The sequence below is a fragment of the Sphingomonas sp. HITSZ_GF genome (assembly GCF_029543155.1).
Classification (GTDB): Bacteria; Pseudomonadota; Alphaproteobacteria; order Sphingomonadales; family Sphingomonadaceae; genus Sphingomonas.
Map to the genome: position 1 here is coordinate 363,848 of NZ_JARQXA010000002.1, position 15,960 is coordinate 379,807.

At 68.6% G+C, this 15,960-nt stretch carries 11 protein-coding genes; 3 read left to right on the forward strand and 8 right to left on the reverse strand.

All coding sequences use genetic code 11. From position 1 onward, the window contains the following. Window positions 1-5: 5 nt before the first annotated feature. The 4 genes from P6144_RS07510 to P6144_RS07525 form a co-directional block, all read right to left on the reverse strand. Window positions 6-3,353: a carboxypeptidase regulatory-like domain-containing protein gene (locus P6144_RS07510; RefSeq protein ID WP_277767112.1), complete on the reverse strand. Its 3,348-nt coding sequence runs from the start codon at window positions 3,351-3,353 to the stop codon at window positions 6-8. A gap of 95 nt (window positions 3,354-3,448) precedes the next feature. Then, window positions 3,449-4,441 carry a FecR domain-containing protein gene (locus tag P6144_RS07515; RefSeq protein ID WP_277767113.1) on the reverse strand — a complete coding sequence of 331 codons (993 nt, stop codon included), beginning with the start codon at window positions 4,439-4,441 and terminating at the stop codon, window positions 3,449-3,451. Next, window positions 4,407-5,009 carry an RNA polymerase sigma factor gene (locus P6144_RS07520; protein WP_277767114.1) on the reverse strand — a complete coding sequence of 201 codons (603 nt, stop codon included), beginning with the start codon at window positions 5,007-5,009 and terminating at the stop codon, window positions 4,407-4,409. Before P6144_RS07520 ends, P6144_RS07515 begins: the two co-directional genes overlap by 35 nt. A gap of 124 nt (window positions 5,010-5,133) precedes the next feature. Next, window positions 5,134-6,423 (reverse strand): Hsp70 family protein, encoded by a 1,290-nt coding sequence (locus tag P6144_RS07525; protein ID WP_277767115.1) that lies wholly within the window; start codon window positions 6,421-6,423, stop codon window positions 5,134-5,136. A gap of 111 nt (window positions 6,424-6,534) precedes the next feature. Here P6144_RS07525 and P6144_RS07530 point away from each other — a divergent pair, with 111 nt between their 5' ends. From P6144_RS07530 to P6144_RS07540, 3 genes are read left to right on the forward strand one after another with little or no spacing between them, the layout of a single operon-like run. Then, the gene (locus tag P6144_RS07530; protein ID WP_277767116.1) at window positions 6,535-8,151 is read left to right on the forward strand and encodes a DUF4173 domain-containing protein; all 1,617 of its coding nucleotides are present in this window, start codon (window positions 6,535-6,537) and stop codon (window positions 8,149-8,151) included. Window positions 8,152-8,162: 11 nt separating this feature from the next. Beyond that, on the forward strand, window positions 8,163-8,864 hold the full coding sequence (locus P6144_RS07535; RefSeq protein ID WP_277767117.1) for a response regulator transcription factor: 702 nt from the start codon (window positions 8,163-8,165) through the stop codon (window positions 8,862-8,864). Next, window positions 8,849-10,432, forward strand: coding sequence for a HAMP domain-containing sensor histidine kinase (locus P6144_RS07540; protein WP_277767118.1), 1,584 nt, complete (start codon window positions 8,849-8,851; stop codon window positions 10,430-10,432). The genes P6144_RS07535 and P6144_RS07540 overlap by 16 nt, the downstream gene beginning before the upstream one ends. A gap of 87 nt (window positions 10,433-10,519) precedes the next feature. Here the strand turns inward: P6144_RS07540 and P6144_RS07545 are convergent, their stop codons facing one another. Genes P6144_RS07545 through P6144_RS07560 form a run of 4 tightly spaced genes read right to left on the reverse strand, consistent with a single transcriptional unit; the run spans window position 10,520 to window position 15,876 of the window. Next, on the reverse strand, window positions 10,520-11,917 hold the full coding sequence (locus P6144_RS07545; RefSeq protein WP_277767119.1) for an efflux transporter outer membrane subunit: 1,398 nt from the start codon (window positions 11,915-11,917) through the stop codon (window positions 10,520-10,522). A 4-nt stretch (window positions 11,918-11,921) separates the two neighbouring features. Beyond that, window positions 11,922-13,025, reverse strand: coding sequence for an ABC transporter permease (locus P6144_RS07550; protein WP_277767120.1), 1,104 nt, complete (start codon window positions 13,023-13,025; stop codon window positions 11,922-11,924). Then, complete coding sequence (locus tag P6144_RS07555) at window positions 13,025-14,155, reverse strand: ABC transporter permease (protein ID WP_277767121.1); 1,131 nt, start codon at window positions 14,153-14,155, stop codon at window positions 13,025-13,027. The genes P6144_RS07550 and P6144_RS07555 overlap by 1 nt, the downstream gene beginning before the upstream one ends. Beyond that, entirely contained in the window at window positions 14,152-15,876 is a 1,725-nt protein-coding gene (locus P6144_RS07560) for an ATP-binding cassette domain-containing protein (RefSeq protein WP_277767122.1), read from the reverse strand. Before P6144_RS07560 ends, P6144_RS07555 begins: the two co-directional genes overlap by 4 nt. Window positions 15,877-15,960 lie beyond the last annotated feature (84 nt).

The window sequence follows — 15,960 nt, forward strand, 5'->3', positions numbered from 1 at the left end:
GAGGGTCAGAAGCGCGCGCGGATGCCGAACGTGCCGGTGCGGCCGTTCTGCACGTAGATCGCGCTGTGGTTGGGGAAATTGCTCACGCTGGTGGCCAGTTCGCCGGGCACCATCACGTTGTACGGCTGGCTCAACAGGTTGTTGACCGAGAAATAGGCCTCCCAGTGCTTGACAAGCTTGATCCGGCCCGAGACGCTCAGGTCGGTACGCGCCTGGAACCAGCTCGGCGTGGTCGAGCGATATTTGTCGTCGTTCCACAGCAGGTTGACGAACAGCTTCACCGGCCCCTTCTCGTACATCACTGCCGCCGATCCGATGTTCTTGCCGACGCGGGTGATCGGCTCGCTCGGCTCGTTGTGCATGAATGCGCCGCGCACAGACAGGCCGTTGAACGGCGCCGGCAGCCAGCTGAACGCATGCTGGAACGACGCCTCGATGCCCTTGATGCTCACCACGCCGAGCTGGCGATAGGTGGTGTAGGTGTAATCGGCATAGAGCGGGTCCTCGGCATAGCCCGCGGCGGGCGCGCCGATCTCGGCGGCGCTCAGCCCTTCCTGCAGATCGGCCAGGCCGTCGATCCGGTTGTAGTAGAAGCCGATCGTGGCGAGGCCGACCGACCTGAAATAGTGCGAGGCGCGCACCGAGATATTGTCCGACATCGCCGGGGTCAGCGCCGGATTGGGGACCGATATCTCCTTGTTGGTATCGTCCACGCTCGCGCTGCCGGCGATCGCGTTCAGGCCCGGGCGCAGGATGGTGCGGCTATAACCCACTTCCATGTCGGTGCTGCGGCCGAGCGTGAACTTGGCCGAGGCGCTGGGATAGAGCTTGAAATAGTCGCCCTTCGACGACCCATAGCCGTTGGTGCGGAACTGATAGTCGACGCAGGGAATGGTGGTGGCGATGCCGGTCGAGGCGGTGACCGCGCACTTCACGCCGTCCACCGTCGCCGCCTTCACTTCGGTGGCCGAGAGCGGCGACCAGCCCCAGCTGGTATTGGCGGTCCATTCGGCGCGCAGGCCGGCGCGGAGCTTGAGCTTGCCGATCTGCGCCGTGGCCATCGCATAGGCCGATTTGATGTTCTCTTCGAAGCGCGTGTCGTTCGAATAGAAGGCCGCGGCGTAATTGGCCGCGCTCAGCGTGTGCGTCCACTCGTTCTGGTGGTTGATGTAGAGGTCGTAGAGCTTCGACAGGTCGATCATCGGCACATAGCTGGAGCCCGAGATCGACGTGAAGCTGGCGTTGCTCTTGTCCCAGGAAGTGCGGGTGTAGGGCCCGGTCACCGCCGCCAGGAAATCGGCGTTCGAGAGGCCGCCGGTATAGGTGTAGAGATTGTTGCCCGAGGTATCGCCGAACCGATAGACGGTGTCGGTGACCTTGAAGCCCGCCTTGAAGGTGATCGGCACGGTGCCGATCTGCGCGTCGTAGCTGGCGTTGAGCGCGCCCGACTTCTCGTAGATGAACGCATTGGCGCCGCTGGTGGTGCGGATCTGCGGCGCGGCCGAAAGCGTGTAGGAGCCGATCCTGCTCCAGTCCGGCCCGCTCACCTGAGTGACGTTCCAATCGGTATTGGCCAGGCTCGAGCTGCCCTTCACTGCCGAGAAATTGCCGGTCGAGGTCACCGTCGGGATGAACGAAGTGACCTGGCCCATGTGCGGGCTGTCGTAATAGGATTTGGAATCAGAATAGGCGAAATAGCCGTCGAGATGGACACGGCCGTGGTTCCACTCGAAGCTGGGCGCGATGATGTTGCCGTTGTTGACCTTGTACTGGGTCGAGTTGGCGGCCTGGAAGGTCTTGGTCGTCGCCGGATTGAGCGTGGTATAGTCGCTCAGCATGTCGCCGCTCACACCGTTGGTGCGCGCGCCGGTGGTGAAGGTCGCATCCGACTGGTTCTGATAGACATTGCCGCGATAGGCGATGCCGAGCAGCGAGAAGGTGAGCCGGTCGTCCGCCTTGAAGTCGAGCAGCAGCGAGCCCGTGCGCCGCGTCGTCTGGCGCGCCGAGGTCTCGAACTCCATCGCGGTGAAGGCGAGCGGATCGGCGCTCTTGGCGGTGGGCACGTAGTTGCGGCTCATCGTGAGCTGCTCGCGCTCGATATAGCTGTTGTTGTAGCCGAGCGAGAAGGTCACGCCGAGGCGGCGGTTGAAGAAGCTGTTGGCATAGAAGAGCGAAAGCTCGGGCAGGAAGCGGTCCTTGCCATAGCCCTGCGGATCGGGCCCGGTATGGCTGGTGCCGTCGAGCATGTTCTCGTGCGTGAAGCCGCCCGCCGAGATCACCAGCGCCTGCTTCTTGCGGTCATAGGCATGCTTGGTGCGCAGATCGATGATGCCCGCCGGCGCGTCGGCATTGTTGTCGGCGCTGACCGTCTTGTACACCGTCACCGAATCGATCGCCGACATCGAGATCGATTCATAGCTGAAGATGCGTGCGGCGGCGGCGGAGTTCGCATAGCCGGTCGGCGCGTTGGCGTTGGCCGAGACCACGTCCATGCCGTTCAGCTGGGTGCGGGTATATTCCGCCGGCAGGCCGCGCAGGAATGCGTAGATCGCAGAGCCGTTGGTGCCGTCGACATCGATGCCGGGCATGTATTTCAGGAACTCGGCCGGGTTTCCCCCGGCGATGTCGCCATAGGCTTCGGTGGACAGCACATCGACGATGTTCATCGATTTGCGTTGCGCCATGATGTCCTGCGCATAGTCCTCGCGTGCGCCGTTCACGACGATCTGGTTCTCTGCCCGCGCGCCGTCCTCGCCGCCTTCGCGCAGGCTGAAGTCGAGCTTGGCGGTCTTGCGCGAATGGACCTCGATCTCGGCCACCTGCGGCGCATAGCCGGTGAAGCGCGCGGTCACCGTGGCGGGACCGGCAGGCACGTCGTTGAAGCGATAGGCACCCGCCTCGCCCGAGCTGGCGGTGCGGCGCTCGCCATTGGCCGCGACCAGCTCGACATCGGCGGCGCGCAGATATTCGCCGCTCGCCGGATTGATCACCTGGCCCGCCACGGTGCCCCGGCCGCTCGTCTGCGCGGACGAGTCCTTGCCCGGCGCCCGGCGCGAGCGCAGCGTGATCACCTGGCCATCGTCGCCGGCGATCTCGAGCGGCGTGCCCGCGATCAGCCGGCGCAGTGCGGCGCGCACGTCCATGCTGCCCTTGATCGCCGGGGTGCGCACGCCCGACAGGTCTCGCGCCGAGGCGATGACCTGGATCTGCGCCTGGCGCGCGAACTCCGGAATCGCCTTCACCGCCGGGCCGGCCGGCACGTCGAAGCTGCGGACCTGCGCCTCTGCGGGCGCCGCCGCGACAAGCGAGGCGACGATCGCCGTGGACGACAGGATGACCTTCCGGGAAACCATGCTCGAAACCCCCATTTCGCGCGCGGCGTGTCGCCGCGGCCTTCACGGGCTGAGAGGCTTTGGGCGGAAGGTTCCGCCATTCCGGTTGTAAATTTTTAGGGCTGGTCGGCGCGGCGGCGGAGAATGACGACATCGCCGCGCCGCTCCATCTCGGCGCCGAACAGCTGCGCCACCGCCCGGCTGAACCCGACGGGGTCGCTGGCGGAGAACAGCCCGGCGACCGGCTCGCGCGCCAGCGCCGCGTCGGGGATCTCGATCCGGATCCGGCTGTAGCGCGCGAACGCGGCCGCGGCCTGGTCGAGCGGCTCGCCTTCGAACGCGATCTTGCCCTCGCGCCAGGCCAGCTCGCGCATGATCAGATCGGGTGCGACGGGCTGGGGGGTCGGCAGCGCGACGGGGGGCAGGTCCGGCGGCACGACCAGCCGGGTGCCCGCCGGGATCGTCAGCGGCGCGGGCAGCTGCGCGGCGGCCAGCGCCAGCTCGCCCTGGTCGACCAGCACGTCGACCGGCCTGCCCTCCAGCTTGCGCACCCGGAAGCGCGCGCGGGTGGCGCGCAGCCGCGCCCCCGTCACGTCGACGAAGAAGGGCCGGTGTGCATCGGCGACGATCGTGAAGAAGGCCTCGCCATAGAGCAGCGCCACGCGCCGCTCGCGCGCGCCATAGTCGACCTGCACGCTGGTCTGCGTGTTGAGCATCATGGTCGAGCCGTCGTCGAGCGTGACCAGCCTTACCTCGCCCAGCCCGGTGGTGATCGCCGCCGCCGGCAGGCTGAAGCCGATCGCGGCGAGCGCGGCGACGGTGCCGCCGGTGCCGGCCAGCGCGATCAGCGTGCGGCGCGACAGGCCGCGCGGCTTTTCGGGGGCGGCGAACCGGCGAGGATCGAACTGCGGCCCGAGCGCCTGGGCGGACTCGCTCAGCATCGCGGCGGCATCGGCGCGCAGCAGCGCCCCGCGCCGGCGGGGATCGCCCTGCAGCCAGGCCTCGAACGCCTGGTTCTCGTCTTCGGACAGCGGCCCGCGGTCGAGCCTGGCGATCCAGTCGGCGGCCCTATCGTCAATGGATCGACTGGTTTCTCGCTCGGCCGTCAAAAGAGGCTATCTCCCTGTCCCTGTCCCTAGAGGCTTCTGCCAGCGCGTTTCCGCCATGGCCAAACCAATCGATCAGGAAGCGAAGCCCGCGTGCGATGTGTTTTTCAACCGTATTCTCCGAAATGGCCATGCGAGCGGAGATTTCACGCTGGGATAGCCCCTCCACGCGGCGCAGTACGAATGCCTCCTGCATCTTCGCCGGCATCGCGCCGATCGCAAGGGCAAGGCTGCGCAACTCGTCGCGGTCGATGGCGACCTGCTCGGGCGAAGGGCGCGCATCGGCATGCCCCAGTTCGGACAGGTTCTCGACGCTGTGGATCGGCACCACCCTGGCCCGGCGGACGTGCCGGGTGATCACCGATCGAGCGACCTGGAAAAGATAGGCGCGCGGATTGCGGATGCCCTCCACGCTCTCCAAGTCGGCCAGGATCGCATAGGATTCCTGGAGAATGTCGTCGACATCGAGGCCCACCGGCAGGCGGCGGCCCAGCCAGCTGCGCAGCGCCGGTTCGTGCGGCAGCACATTGCGTAGGAACCACCGCGTCCGGTCCCGATCGATCGCGCGCATCAGCTATCCCTGAACGGAGCAACCCAAGGATGCCGCGCCGAGCCTTGTCGGGGCCGGTCGCGGCGAGTCGGGCTTCCGTTAGGCGGCTAATGTGACAGTCTTTGTGTGCCCCGGGGCCTGTCGCTCAGGCCGTCCAGGCTGCGATGTCGTCCTGCTGGCCGATCAGTGCCAGCCCGTGCGCGATCGAAGTGAGCTCGCCGCCAGTGGCGAGCCGTTCCGCGCCGAAGCGCTCGGCAAAGAGCCGGCGGACGCGCGGGGTGAGCGAGGTGCCGCCGGTGAGGAAGATGCGGTCGATCGCCGCCGCGCCCACGCCTGCCCGCTCCAGCGCGCGGTCCACCGCGGCTTCGATCCGCGCCATGTCGGGCGCGATCCACGCCTCGAATTCGGCGCGCGTCACCTCCGCCTCGATCGCCAGCGCGCCGCCGGCGAAATGGAAATGCGCGGCTTCCGCGTCCGACAGCGCTCGCTTAAGCGCGCCGACCGCATGGTAGAGCTGATAGCCAAGTTCGCCGTCGATCACCGCGATCATCCGCCCGATCGCCTCGGGATCGAGCGCGGCGCGCTTGAGCTTGTCGAGCTCAGCCAGCGTCCTGCGGTTGCGCATCAGCGCGAGCCGCGACCAGTCCGAGAAATCGGCGAACCAGCCGGCAGGGATGTCGAGGACCTTGTCGAACGAGCGATAGCTGCTGCCCTTGCCGAGTAAGGGCAGCACGAGATGCTCGACGATGCGCTGGTCGAACCGGTCGCCGGCGATGCCGACGCCGGCATGGGCGAGCGGCGTGCAACGCTGCGCCGCGCCCGGCGCCTCGATCCGCACTACCGAGAAGTCGCTGGTGCCGCCGCCGAAATCGGCGACCAGCACCGTCGCCGGATCCTCGATGCGCGCGGCATAGCTGAACGCCGCGCCAAGCGGCTCATAGACATAATGAATCTCGGCACCAAAGCCGGCGAACATCGCGTCGTAGCGCTGGCGGGCGAGCGCCTCGTCGGGGCGGCTGCCCGCATATTCGACCGGACGGCCGACCACCACGCGTCGCGCGCCGCCGTCGAGCGCGCCCTTCGCCCGTGCCGCCATCAGCGCCAGGAAGCGCCGGCCGATCTCCTCGAAGCGGAAACGCCGCTCGAACACGATCGCATGCTCGAAGCTAGCACTGGCCGCGACCGACTTGAACGACTGGAGGAAGAGGCTGCCTTCCGGGAAATCGAGATATTCGGCAATCGCCCAAGGGCCTGCCGCCGCCCCCAGCCCGCCGCGTTCGCCCGAATCTTCCCAGAAGCACAGCGCCGACCGGAACACCGGATCGGCATGTTCGGGCCCGTCGAGCTGCACCAGCGCGGAGCCGGCTTCGTCCGCAAGCGCCGCGACCGAGTTGGTGGTGCCGAAATCGAAGCCGAGGGCGGGAAGCGAAGCCATGGTGGGGCGCCCCTACCTGCCTGCACCCTATCTGCACAACCTCTCCACGGCCACCGCCGCCCGGGCTGGACGCCGCGGCACGATCTGCGCTCCCGAACCTGGGAGACCCGCATGGCCCGCACGACACGCTTCAGCTTCCTGATCAAGATCCCCGCCGTCATCCTGGCGATCATCGCCGCCGACCATCTCTTCCTGGGCGGCGGTATGGGTTCGTGGCTCGGCGCGCTCGCGTTCGGCTGGGCCCTGCTGCTGCTCGCCGTCCGCCCGGCGCTACGCCGGCGGCCGAGCCTGATCGCGCTGCTCATCGCGACCGGCTTCGCCGGCGTGCTGACGCACGACCCCGGACTGCTCGGCTGGGTGATGTTCTGGAGCACGCTGTCGATCGCCGTGCTGATGCCGCGCGTCGGCCGGTTCGACGATGCCTGGCGCTGGAGCCTGCGCCTGCTCTGCCACGGACTGAGCGGCCCGCTGACGCCGATCCTCGACATGATCCGGCTTTCGCGCGCGCGCCCGCAGCGCGGGCGCCGCAACCTTGCCGGACTCGCCACGCTCCTCGCGCTGCCGCTGGGCATGACTGCGCTCTTCGTCCTGCTGTTCGCCGCCGCCAATCCGATCCTGGCCCAGGCGCTTTCGCAGATCCGCCTGCCCTGGTTCGGCGAGATGCTGTTCTGGGGGCTGACGCTGGCGGTGGTCTGGCCCAGCCTGCGCCCCGCACGCTGGGCGACCCGCGTCACGACGGACCTGCGCACCGATATCGAGGTTCCGGCGATCCCCGACGCATCGCTGCTGCTCTCGCTCCTGCTCTTCAACGCGGTGTTCGCGATCCAGAACGGCCTCGACCTCGCCTTCCTGTGGAGCGGCGCGCCGTTGCCCCAAGGCGTCACGCTCGCCGACTATGCCCATCGCGGCGCCTATCCGCTGATCGTCACCGCGCTGCTCGCCGGGCTGTTCGTGCTGGTCGCGCTCAGACCCGGATCGGCCCGCGCCGCCAACCCGGCGATCCGCCGGCTGGTGGTGCTGTGGGTCGCCCAGAACCTGCTGCTCGTCGCGTCCTCGATCCTGCGCACGCTCGACTATGTCGAAGCCTATTCGCTCACCGGCTTCCGCATCGCGGCGCTTGCCTGGATGGCGCTGGTCGCGATCGGGCTGGCATTGATCTGCTGGCGGATGCTTGCGGGCAGGAGCGCCGCCTGGCTGATCAACGCCAATGCGCTCGCAGCGGCGCTGGTGCTGAGCGCAGCGAGCGTGGTCGATCTCGACGCGAGCGCCGCCGCATGGAACGTGCGCCATGCCCGCGAGGCCGGCGGACGCGGGGTCGAGCTCGATCTTTGCTACCTCTCCTCGAACGGCGATTCCTCGCTCCTTTCCCTGATCGCACTCGAGCGCCGCCCGCTCGCCCCGAATTTCCGCGACCAGGTGCGCTTTGTCCGCGGACAGCTGATCGCCGACATCACCCGCCGCCAAGCCAGCTGGCGCAGCTGGACGTGGCGCGGCAGCTATCGCCTGGCAGAGGCCCGCCGCCTGCTCGGGCCCAATCCGCCTGGGGAGGCACCCACACCCCCGGGGATGACGCGTGACTGCGGCGGCGCCCTCTATGCCCTTCCCACCGAGCCCGCCGCACCCGCTGCGCCGCCCTCCCCTGCGCCCGCAGCGCAGGCCACCGACGAGGCCGTCGCCAATGCGATCGCCAATGCCACTCCGCCGTTGACCGGAGCACCCCGGCAGTGATCCAATGCCCCATGCCCCGCACCATCCTCGTCGCCGATGACGATCCCCACATCCGGCAGCTGCTCGTCTTCGCCCTCGCCAAGGCGGGGCTGGAAACGATCGAGGCCGGGGACGGCGAGGAAGCGCTGCACCTTGCCGAGACTCGCGCGCCCGACCTGATCGTGCTCGACATCAACATGCCGCGGATGGACGGGCTCGAGGTCTGCCGGCGGCTGCGCGCCGAGGGCGGGCTGCCGATCCTGTTCCTCTCCTCGCGCGACGACGAGATCGACCGGATCATCGGCATCGAGCTGGGCGCCGACGACTATGTCACCAAGCCCTTCTCTCCCCGCGAGGTGGTGGCGCGGGTGATGGCGGTGCTGCGCCGTACCGCCGCCCATGCCCCCGATGTCGAGCGCGCCGGTGCGGTGATCCGCCACGGCAAGCTCAGCCTCGACCCCGAAAGCTGGGAAGCGAGCTGGGCAGGCGCCGCCGTTCCGCTCACCGTCACCGAGTTCGGCATCCTGCGCACTCTCGCCGGCTTCCCGTCCAAGGTGTTCAGCCGCGACGCGCTGATCGATCGGCTGCGCGGGCCCGGCTTCGCGCTCACCGACCGGACGATCGACAGCCATGTCCGCAACCTGCGCGCCAAGTTCGGCCAGGCGGGCGCGGACGACCTGATCGAGACGCGCGCCGGCATCGGCTATCGCATCGGCCCGTGCTCGGGCGCCTGACCGAGGCGCTCAAGGCGCCGGTGCGGCGCCACTGGCCGCGGCTGAGGCTGCGGACGATCCTGCTCGTCACCTTCGTGTTCGTGGCGGCGCTGCCCGGCGTCGGCGCGCTGTTCCTGCGCGTCTATGAGAACACGCTGGTGCGCCAGACCGAAGCCGAGCTGATCGCCCAGGGCACGGCGCTTTCCGCCATTACCAGCGCCGAGTGGCCGGGGTCGCATGGCCCCGAACTGATCCCGCGCATCTCGAACGGCATTGCCGGCGGCCCGCTCTCGACGATCGATCTCGGCACCAGGCCGCAGCCCGAGCGCCCGGAGCCGGCGAAGCTGCCCGGCACCGCCGCGCCCGATGCCCAGGCCGCCGCAGCGAAGCTTGCCCCCTTGTTCGACACAACGGCGGACTCCACGCTCGCCTCGATCCTGCTGCTCGCCCCCGATGGCCGCATCCTGATCGGCAAGGACCAGGGCAAGAGCCTTGCCGGCCTGCCCGAACTGGCGAAGGCGTTGCGCGGCCGCCCTGAAACGGTCTTGCGCCGCAATGGCGACTATCATCCCGAATATGCCTTCGAATGGCTGAGCCGCGCCTCGGGCCTGCGCATCCATCATGCCCGGCCGGTGGTGGTGAACGGCAAGGTGGTTGCGGTGCTGCTGCTCTCGCGCTCGCCGCGTGCGCTGTTCCGCGGCCTCTACGAGGATCGCGGCAAGATCCTGTTCGGCATCGGCGCGATCTTCGCGACGCTCGTGGCGCTGAGCGGACTGCTGTCGCGCGGCATCGCCCGGCCGATCGAGATGCTGAGCCAGGCGACGCGCGACGTCGCGCGCGGCGGCGGCGCCGTGCCCGAAGCGCCGCGGACCGCCGCGATCGAGATCCAGGCGCTCTACAGCGACTTCGCGACGATGGCCGACGCGATCGACCGCCGCTCGCGCTATCTGCGGGACTTCGCCCATGCGGTGAGCCACGAGTTCAAGACCCCGCTCGCGGGCATCCGCGGCGCGATCGAGATCCTCGAGGATCACCATGCCGGGATGGACGAGGCGGATCGCCGGCGCTTCCTCGCCAATGCCGGCGCCGATGCCGATCGGCTCGCCCAGCTCGTCACGCGCCTGCTCGAGCTGGCCCGCGCCGACATGGCCGAGGCCGAGGCCGATGCGGCGACCGATGTCGCGCTGCCGTTGCGCCGGATCGCCGATGCCTGGGCCGATCGCGGGCTGGCGATCACGATCGACCTGCCCGAGACGCTCTCCCGCGCCGCGATGCCGGGCGCAATGCTCGAGGCGATCGTCGAGAGCCTGGTCGAGAACAGCCGCCAGGCCGGCGCCGGCAGCGTGCGGATGGCAGCGGCAGCGACCGAGGGCGAGATCCTGCTGACCATCGCCGATGACGGCCCCGGCATCCCCGAGGCCGACCGCGCGCGCATCTTCGAGCCCTTCTTCACCAGCCGCCGCGCCGCCGGCGGCACCGGGCTGGGCCTGCCGATCGCGCGCTCGCTGCTCGCCTCGCATGGCGGGACGATCACCCTGGCGACGTCAGCGCAGGGGACCGGCTTCGATATCCGCCTGCCGGTCGCCTAGCGCGGAGCCGCCAAAGTACACGAAGTACACGCCAAGCGCGGAAACGGGCCCGGAATAAATCCTATAGATCAGATCAAAGCCCGGCGATCAGCTCCAGCCGCCGCCCAGCGCCTTGTAGAGCGCCGTTGCCGCCTGCGCCTTGGCGGCGCGGGCCTGCTGGTCGCGCTGCTGCGCCGACAGCAGCGACTGGCGGGCGCGTTCCAGCGTCAGCCGATCGTCCTCGCCGCGATCCGCACGCTGCTGGGCAAGCCCGAAGGCATTCTGCTCGCGCGCCAGCGACGCGGCCGCGTCCTCGGCGGCGGCGCGGGCATTGAGGAAGCGGTTGATCGCCGCCTCGCTGTCCGACAGCGCGCCGATCACCGCCTTTTCATAGCGCGCCGCCGCCTGATCGGCGCGGGCATCGGCGGCGCGGATCTGGGCGCGGATCGTGCCGCCCTGGAAGATCGGCCAGGAGAAGCTAGGCCCGACCTGTAGGCGGAAGGAATCGCCCGAGAACAGGTCGCCGGGGGTGCGCGCCTGCTGGCCGAGGCTGCCGAGCAGGCTGAAGCGCGGGAAGAGATCGGCGGTGGCGACGCCGATATCCGCCGTCGCCGCCGCAAGGTCGCGCTCGGCACGGCGCACATCGGGGCGGCGCTCGAGCAGCTCGGAGCGCAGCCCGACCAGGATCGCGTCGGGGCTGGCGGGAAGCGGTGCCGGCGCCTGCAGCTCGGGCACCACCTGCTCGGGCGGCACGCCGACCAGCGTGGCGATGCGGTACGCCGCGGCGCTCGCCTGGGCCCTGGCATTGGGCACCGCCGCGGCGCTCGCTTTGGCCGCCGCATCGGCGCGGTCGAGCTCGAGCCGCGAGGCTTCGCCGGCATCGAAGCGCAGCCGGGTGAGCCGTGCCAGCTCGGCATTGGAAGTCGCCTGCGCCTCGGCGGTGGCGCCGTCCGCCTGGGCAGCGCGCAGGTCCATATAGCTGCGCACCACCTCGGCGATCAGCGTCAGCATCACGTCGCGCTTCGCATAGGTGGCGCTTTCGAGCCGCGCGGTGGCGCCCTGCATCTGGCGCGTGCGCCGGCCCCAGAGATCGATCTCCCAGCTCGCATCGAAGCCAAGATCGTAGAGCGGGAATTCGCGCTGGAAGCCGGGGATGTTGCCGATCGGCAGCTGGCCGTTCTTGCTCAGCACATTCTCGGTCGCCGATCCCTTGGCAGTCACGCTCGGCAGCCGCCCGCCCGCGATCGCCTCGCGATTGGCGCGCGCCTCGGCCAGCCGGCCCTCGGCCTCCTTGAGATCGGGGCTGGAGGCGACGGCACGCTGGACGAGCGACGACAGCTGCGGATCGCCGAACCGGTCCCACCATTGCAGATCGACCTGGCCGGGGGCGCCGGCCTCGAGCCATGCGGGCGCGGCCCTGGTCTCGGGCGCATGATAGTCCGGCCCCACCGTGCAGGCCGAAGCCAGCAACAGGGGCAGCAGGGACAGCGGAAGCGAACGGTGCATCGGGTTACTCCATGCGCGCACGGAAGAGCCAGGCCGAGGCGGAGAGCGCCACGCAGGCGATCAGCGCCAGCGGCCAGAGCTGGTGGAACACGGCGCCCGCCGGCATCGCCTTGAGGAACAGCCCCTGGACGATGACGAGGAAATAGCGGGCGGGATCGAGATAGGTGATCGTCTGCAGCCAGTCGGGCATGTTGTCGATCGGGCTGGCATAGCCGGAGAGCAGGATCAGCGGCGTGGTGACCAGGAACACGCCGAGGAATGCCTGTTGCTGGGTCTGCGACGCGGCCGAGATCAGCATGCCCAGCCCGATCAGCGCGAGCAGGTACATGCCGAGCGAAAGGAAGAAGAGCAGGTAGGAACCGGTGAACGGCACGCCGAAGACGAGCGGCGCGATCACCAGATAGACGCTGCCGTTGATCATGCCGATGATGAAGGGCGGCACCATCTTGCCGATCAGTATCTCGTGGATCCGGAGCGGCGAGACCATCAGCTGGTCGAACGTGCCCAGCTCGCGTTCGCGCGCCACCGATTGCGAGGTGACCGCGAGCCCCGCCACCGACGTGATGATCGCGACCAGCGAGGGGAGCGTGAACCAGATATAGTCGAGCGCCGGGTTGTACCAGTTGGTCACCACGCTGCCGCCGGCGCTGCCGCGCAGCTGGGCAGGGGCAAGCTCGGCACCCATCGTGCCGGCGATGTTGGTGATATAGCCGGTGACGATCTGCGCGGCGTTGGAGCGGCGGCCGTCGAGCACCAGCCCGATCGTCGCGCTTTCGCCGCGCGCGAGGCTGCGGTCGAAATCCTCGTCGATCACCAGCGCGGCGATCACCTTCTGGTTGTCGATCGCGTATTTCAGCTCCTTCGGCGTCGCCAGCCGCTCGATGTGGCGGAAATTGGGGCTGCCGGCGAGGCGCTGGACCAGCTCGACCGAATGCGCGCCCGAGCTGCGATCGAGGATGCCGATATCGACATTCTTCACGTCGAGCGTGGTCGCATAGGTGAAGATGAAGAGCTGCATCAGCGGCGGCACGAACAGCACCAGCCGCGACTTGGGATCGCGCAGCACCGCCCACATCTCCTTGACCATCATCGCGAGCAGGCGGCGCATCAGTCGAGGCTCCTGCGGGTGACGCGGAAGGAGAGCGTGAAGAAGACCATGCCGAAGACGAGCATGATGCCGATATTGGGCAGGATCAGCCCCCATTGGTCGCCGGCGAGGAACACCGTCTCGAGGCTGGGGATCAGGTAGCGTGCGGGGACGATATAGGTGAGCGCCTGGATCGGCCAGGGCATGGATCCGATCTCGAAGATGAAGCCCGAGAGCAGGAAGGTCGGCAGGAAGGCCGAGAGAAGCGCCACCTGGCTGGCGACGAACTGGTTCTTGGTCGCCGCCGAGATGAACAGCCCAAGGCCCAGCGCGGGCATCAGAAAGGCGGAGGAAATGGCCAGCAGCGCGAGGATCGAGCCCCTGAACGGCACCCCAAACACCCAGACGCCGATCACCGCGCACAGCGCCATCGAGGCCTGGGCCAGGAAGAAATAGGGGATCACCTTGCTGGCGATGAACTCGGCCATCGAGATCGGCGTGGCCATCATCGCCTCCATCGTGCCGCGCTCCCATTCGCGGGCGACGACCAGCGCAGTCAGCAGCGTGCCGACCATCGTCATCACGTTCGCGATCGAGCCGGGGACGAGGAAGAATTTGCTCTTGAGCTCGGGATTGTACCAGTAGCGCGCCGAGACGATGACGGGCGCATCCCGGGCGCCGGGATTGCGCTCCAACCCCTCGGCCGCGGCCCAGGATGCGCGGACGCCTTCGCCGTACGCCGCGGCGAAATTGGCGGTGTTGGGCTGCGAGCCGTCGGTGACGATCTGGATCGGCGGCATCTTGCCGCGCTTCACGCCCTGGCCGAAGTCCTGGGGGATGACGATCAGCGCGCGCAGCTCGCCATCGACCAGCTTGTCGCGCACCTCGGCCACCGTGCGCGCCTCGGTCACCTCGAAATAGCGCGAGCTGCGATAGGCCTGCGCCAGGCGGAGCGCCGGGGCGCTGCTGTCCTGGAGCACCAGCCCGACCCGGGTCCGCGTGCTGTCGAGCGACACCGCATAGCCGAACAGGAAGAGCAGGATCATCGGCAGGACGAAGGCGATCAGGAAGGTCGAGGGATCGCGCAGGATCTGCGCCCCTTCCTTGCGGACCAGCGCGGCGAGGCGCCGGAGATCGAAGCGGAAACTCATGCGGCCTCCTTCGCCTCGCGCTTGCGGTCGAATTCCTCGATCAGCGCGATGAAGGCGTCCTCCATCGTCGGATCGTCGGCGCCGGTGAGGCGCGCGGCCTCGGCCTTGAGCTCGTCCGGCGTGCCGGTGGCGATCTGCTCGGCGCGGTAGATCAGCGTCGCGCGGTCGCAATATTCGGCTTCGTCCATGAAGTGGGTGGTGACCAGCACGGTCACGCCCTTTTCGACCAGGCCGTTGATATGCATCCAGAATTCCCGACGCGTCACCGGGTCGACACCCGAAGTGGGCTCGTCGAGGAAGAGGACCGGGGGCTCGTGCATCACCGCGCAGGCCAGCGCCAGGCGCTGCTTGAAGCCGAGCGGCAGGGTGCCGGCATTGACGTCGAGCTTGTCCTTGAGCTCGAAAATCTCGGTCATCGCCGCGATCGCGCGCTGCGCCTTGTCGCGCGGCAGATCGTAAGCCCCTGCAAAGAAATCGAGATTCTGGCGGACCGAGAGATCGCCATAGAGCGAGAATTTCTGCGCCATATAGCCGAGCTGGGCGCGGGCGGCGGCGGCGGAATGGCGGAGCGACTTGCCCGCGACCGCTCCAGTCCCCGAGGTGGGCGAAAGTAGCCCGCAAAGCATCTTGAAGGTGGTCGACTTGCCGGCGCCGTTCGGCCCCAAAAGGCCGAATATCTGTCCCCTCGGGATGCGGAAGTTCATATCCTTGGCCGCGGTGAACTCGCCGAAGACCTTGGTGAGGCCCTTGGCCTCGATCGCGCAGGCCTCGGTCTCGGGGATGGTGCGGTAGCGTTCCGCGAGCGCGGAGGTGCCCTTGGGGCCGCCGCCGAGCCGCTCGATGAAGCCGTCCTCGAAGCGCGGATCGGCGGCGTCAACCCTGGTGTCCGGACCGGCCGAAAAGGCCGCCGCGTCCGGAACCGGCTTGCCGTCGCCGACCAGCAGCCGCACCGAGCGGCCCTGGATCGTGCCGTCGATCACGTCGTCGCGGTCGAGCGCATGGGTGAGGAAGCGGCGGCGGCGCTCCTCGAAGCCGGTGACGCGGATCACCCGGTCCTTCACCCGGCCGGTCAGCTCCGCCGGCGGCCCGTCGAACAGCAACTGGCCTTCGTTGAGCAGATAGACGGTGTCGCACTTCTCCGCCTCGTCGAGATAGGCGGTCGACCACAGCACGCCGATGCCCTGCTCGGTGAGATCGCCGACCATGCTCCAAAGTTCGCGGCGGCTGATCGGGTCGACGCCGACCCCGGGCTCGTCGAGCAAGAGCACCTTGGGCGTCTTCACCAGCGCGCAGGCCAGGCCCAGTTTCTGCTTCATCCCGCCCGACAGCTTGCCCGCCAGCCGATCCTGGAAACGTGCGAGATCGGTGAACTCCATGAGCTTGTCGAAGCTCGCCTGCTGCTCGTCCCGGGGCAGCCCGCGCACTTCGGCGTACAGCTTGAGGTTCTCGATGACCGAGAGATCCTCGTAGAGGCCGAAGCGCTGGGGCATGTAACCGAGATCGTCGAGCTTCGCCCCGGGCTTGCCGCCCAGCACTTCAACGGTCCCCGAAGTTGGCGCCATCAATCCGGCGAGGATGCGGATCAGCGTGGTCTTGCCCGCACCGTCCGGCCCGACCAGCCCGGTGATGCGGCCGGGCTCGATCGCCATCGACACGCCATCGAGCGCGCGGTTGGCGTCGAAACACTTCACGAGGTCGGTGGTGTGGGCGAGCGCGGTCATGCGGCGCAGCTCCGATCCTCCGGACCAAGGCGCGTAGCGGCTTGGTGGAGGGGGAACGCCGCGGGCGATATCGCCTGAGGCATG

Excerpts from the sequence above, each read along its gene's own strand:
- P6144_RS07510 (WP_277767112.1), bottom strand. The coding sequence starts at position 3,353 with ATGGTTTCCCGGAAGGTCATCCTGTCGTCCACGGCGATCGTCGCCTCG.
- P6144_RS07520 (WP_277767114.1), bottom strand. The coding sequence starts at position 5,009 with ATGCGCGCGATCGATCGGGACCGGACGCGGTGGTTCCTACGCAATGTG.
- P6144_RS07525 (WP_277767115.1), bottom strand. The coding sequence starts at position 6,423 with ATGGCTTCGCTTCCCGCCCTCGGCTTCGATTTCGGCACCACCAACTCG.
- P6144_RS07530 (WP_277767116.1), top strand. The coding sequence starts at position 6,535 with ATGGCCCGCACGACACGCTTCAGCTTCCTGATCAAGATCCCCGCCGTC.
- P6144_RS07535 (WP_277767117.1), top strand. The coding sequence starts at position 8,163 with ATGCCCCGCACCATCCTCGTCGCCGATGACGATCCCCACATCCGGCAG.
- P6144_RS07545 (WP_277767119.1), bottom strand. The coding sequence starts at position 11,917 with ATGCACCGTTCGCTTCCGCTGTCCCTGCTGCCCCTGTTGCTGGCTTCG.
- P6144_RS07550 (WP_277767120.1), bottom strand. The coding sequence starts at position 13,025 with ATGCGCCGCCTGCTCGCGATGATGGTCAAGGAGATGTGGGCGGTGCTG.
- P6144_RS07555 (WP_277767121.1), bottom strand. The coding sequence starts at position 14,155 with ATGAGTTTCCGCTTCGATCTCCGGCGCCTCGCCGCGCTGGTCCGCAAG.
- P6144_RS07560 (WP_277767122.1), bottom strand. The coding sequence starts at position 15,876 with ATGACCGCGCTCGCCCACACCACCGACCTCGTGAAGTGTTTCGACGCC.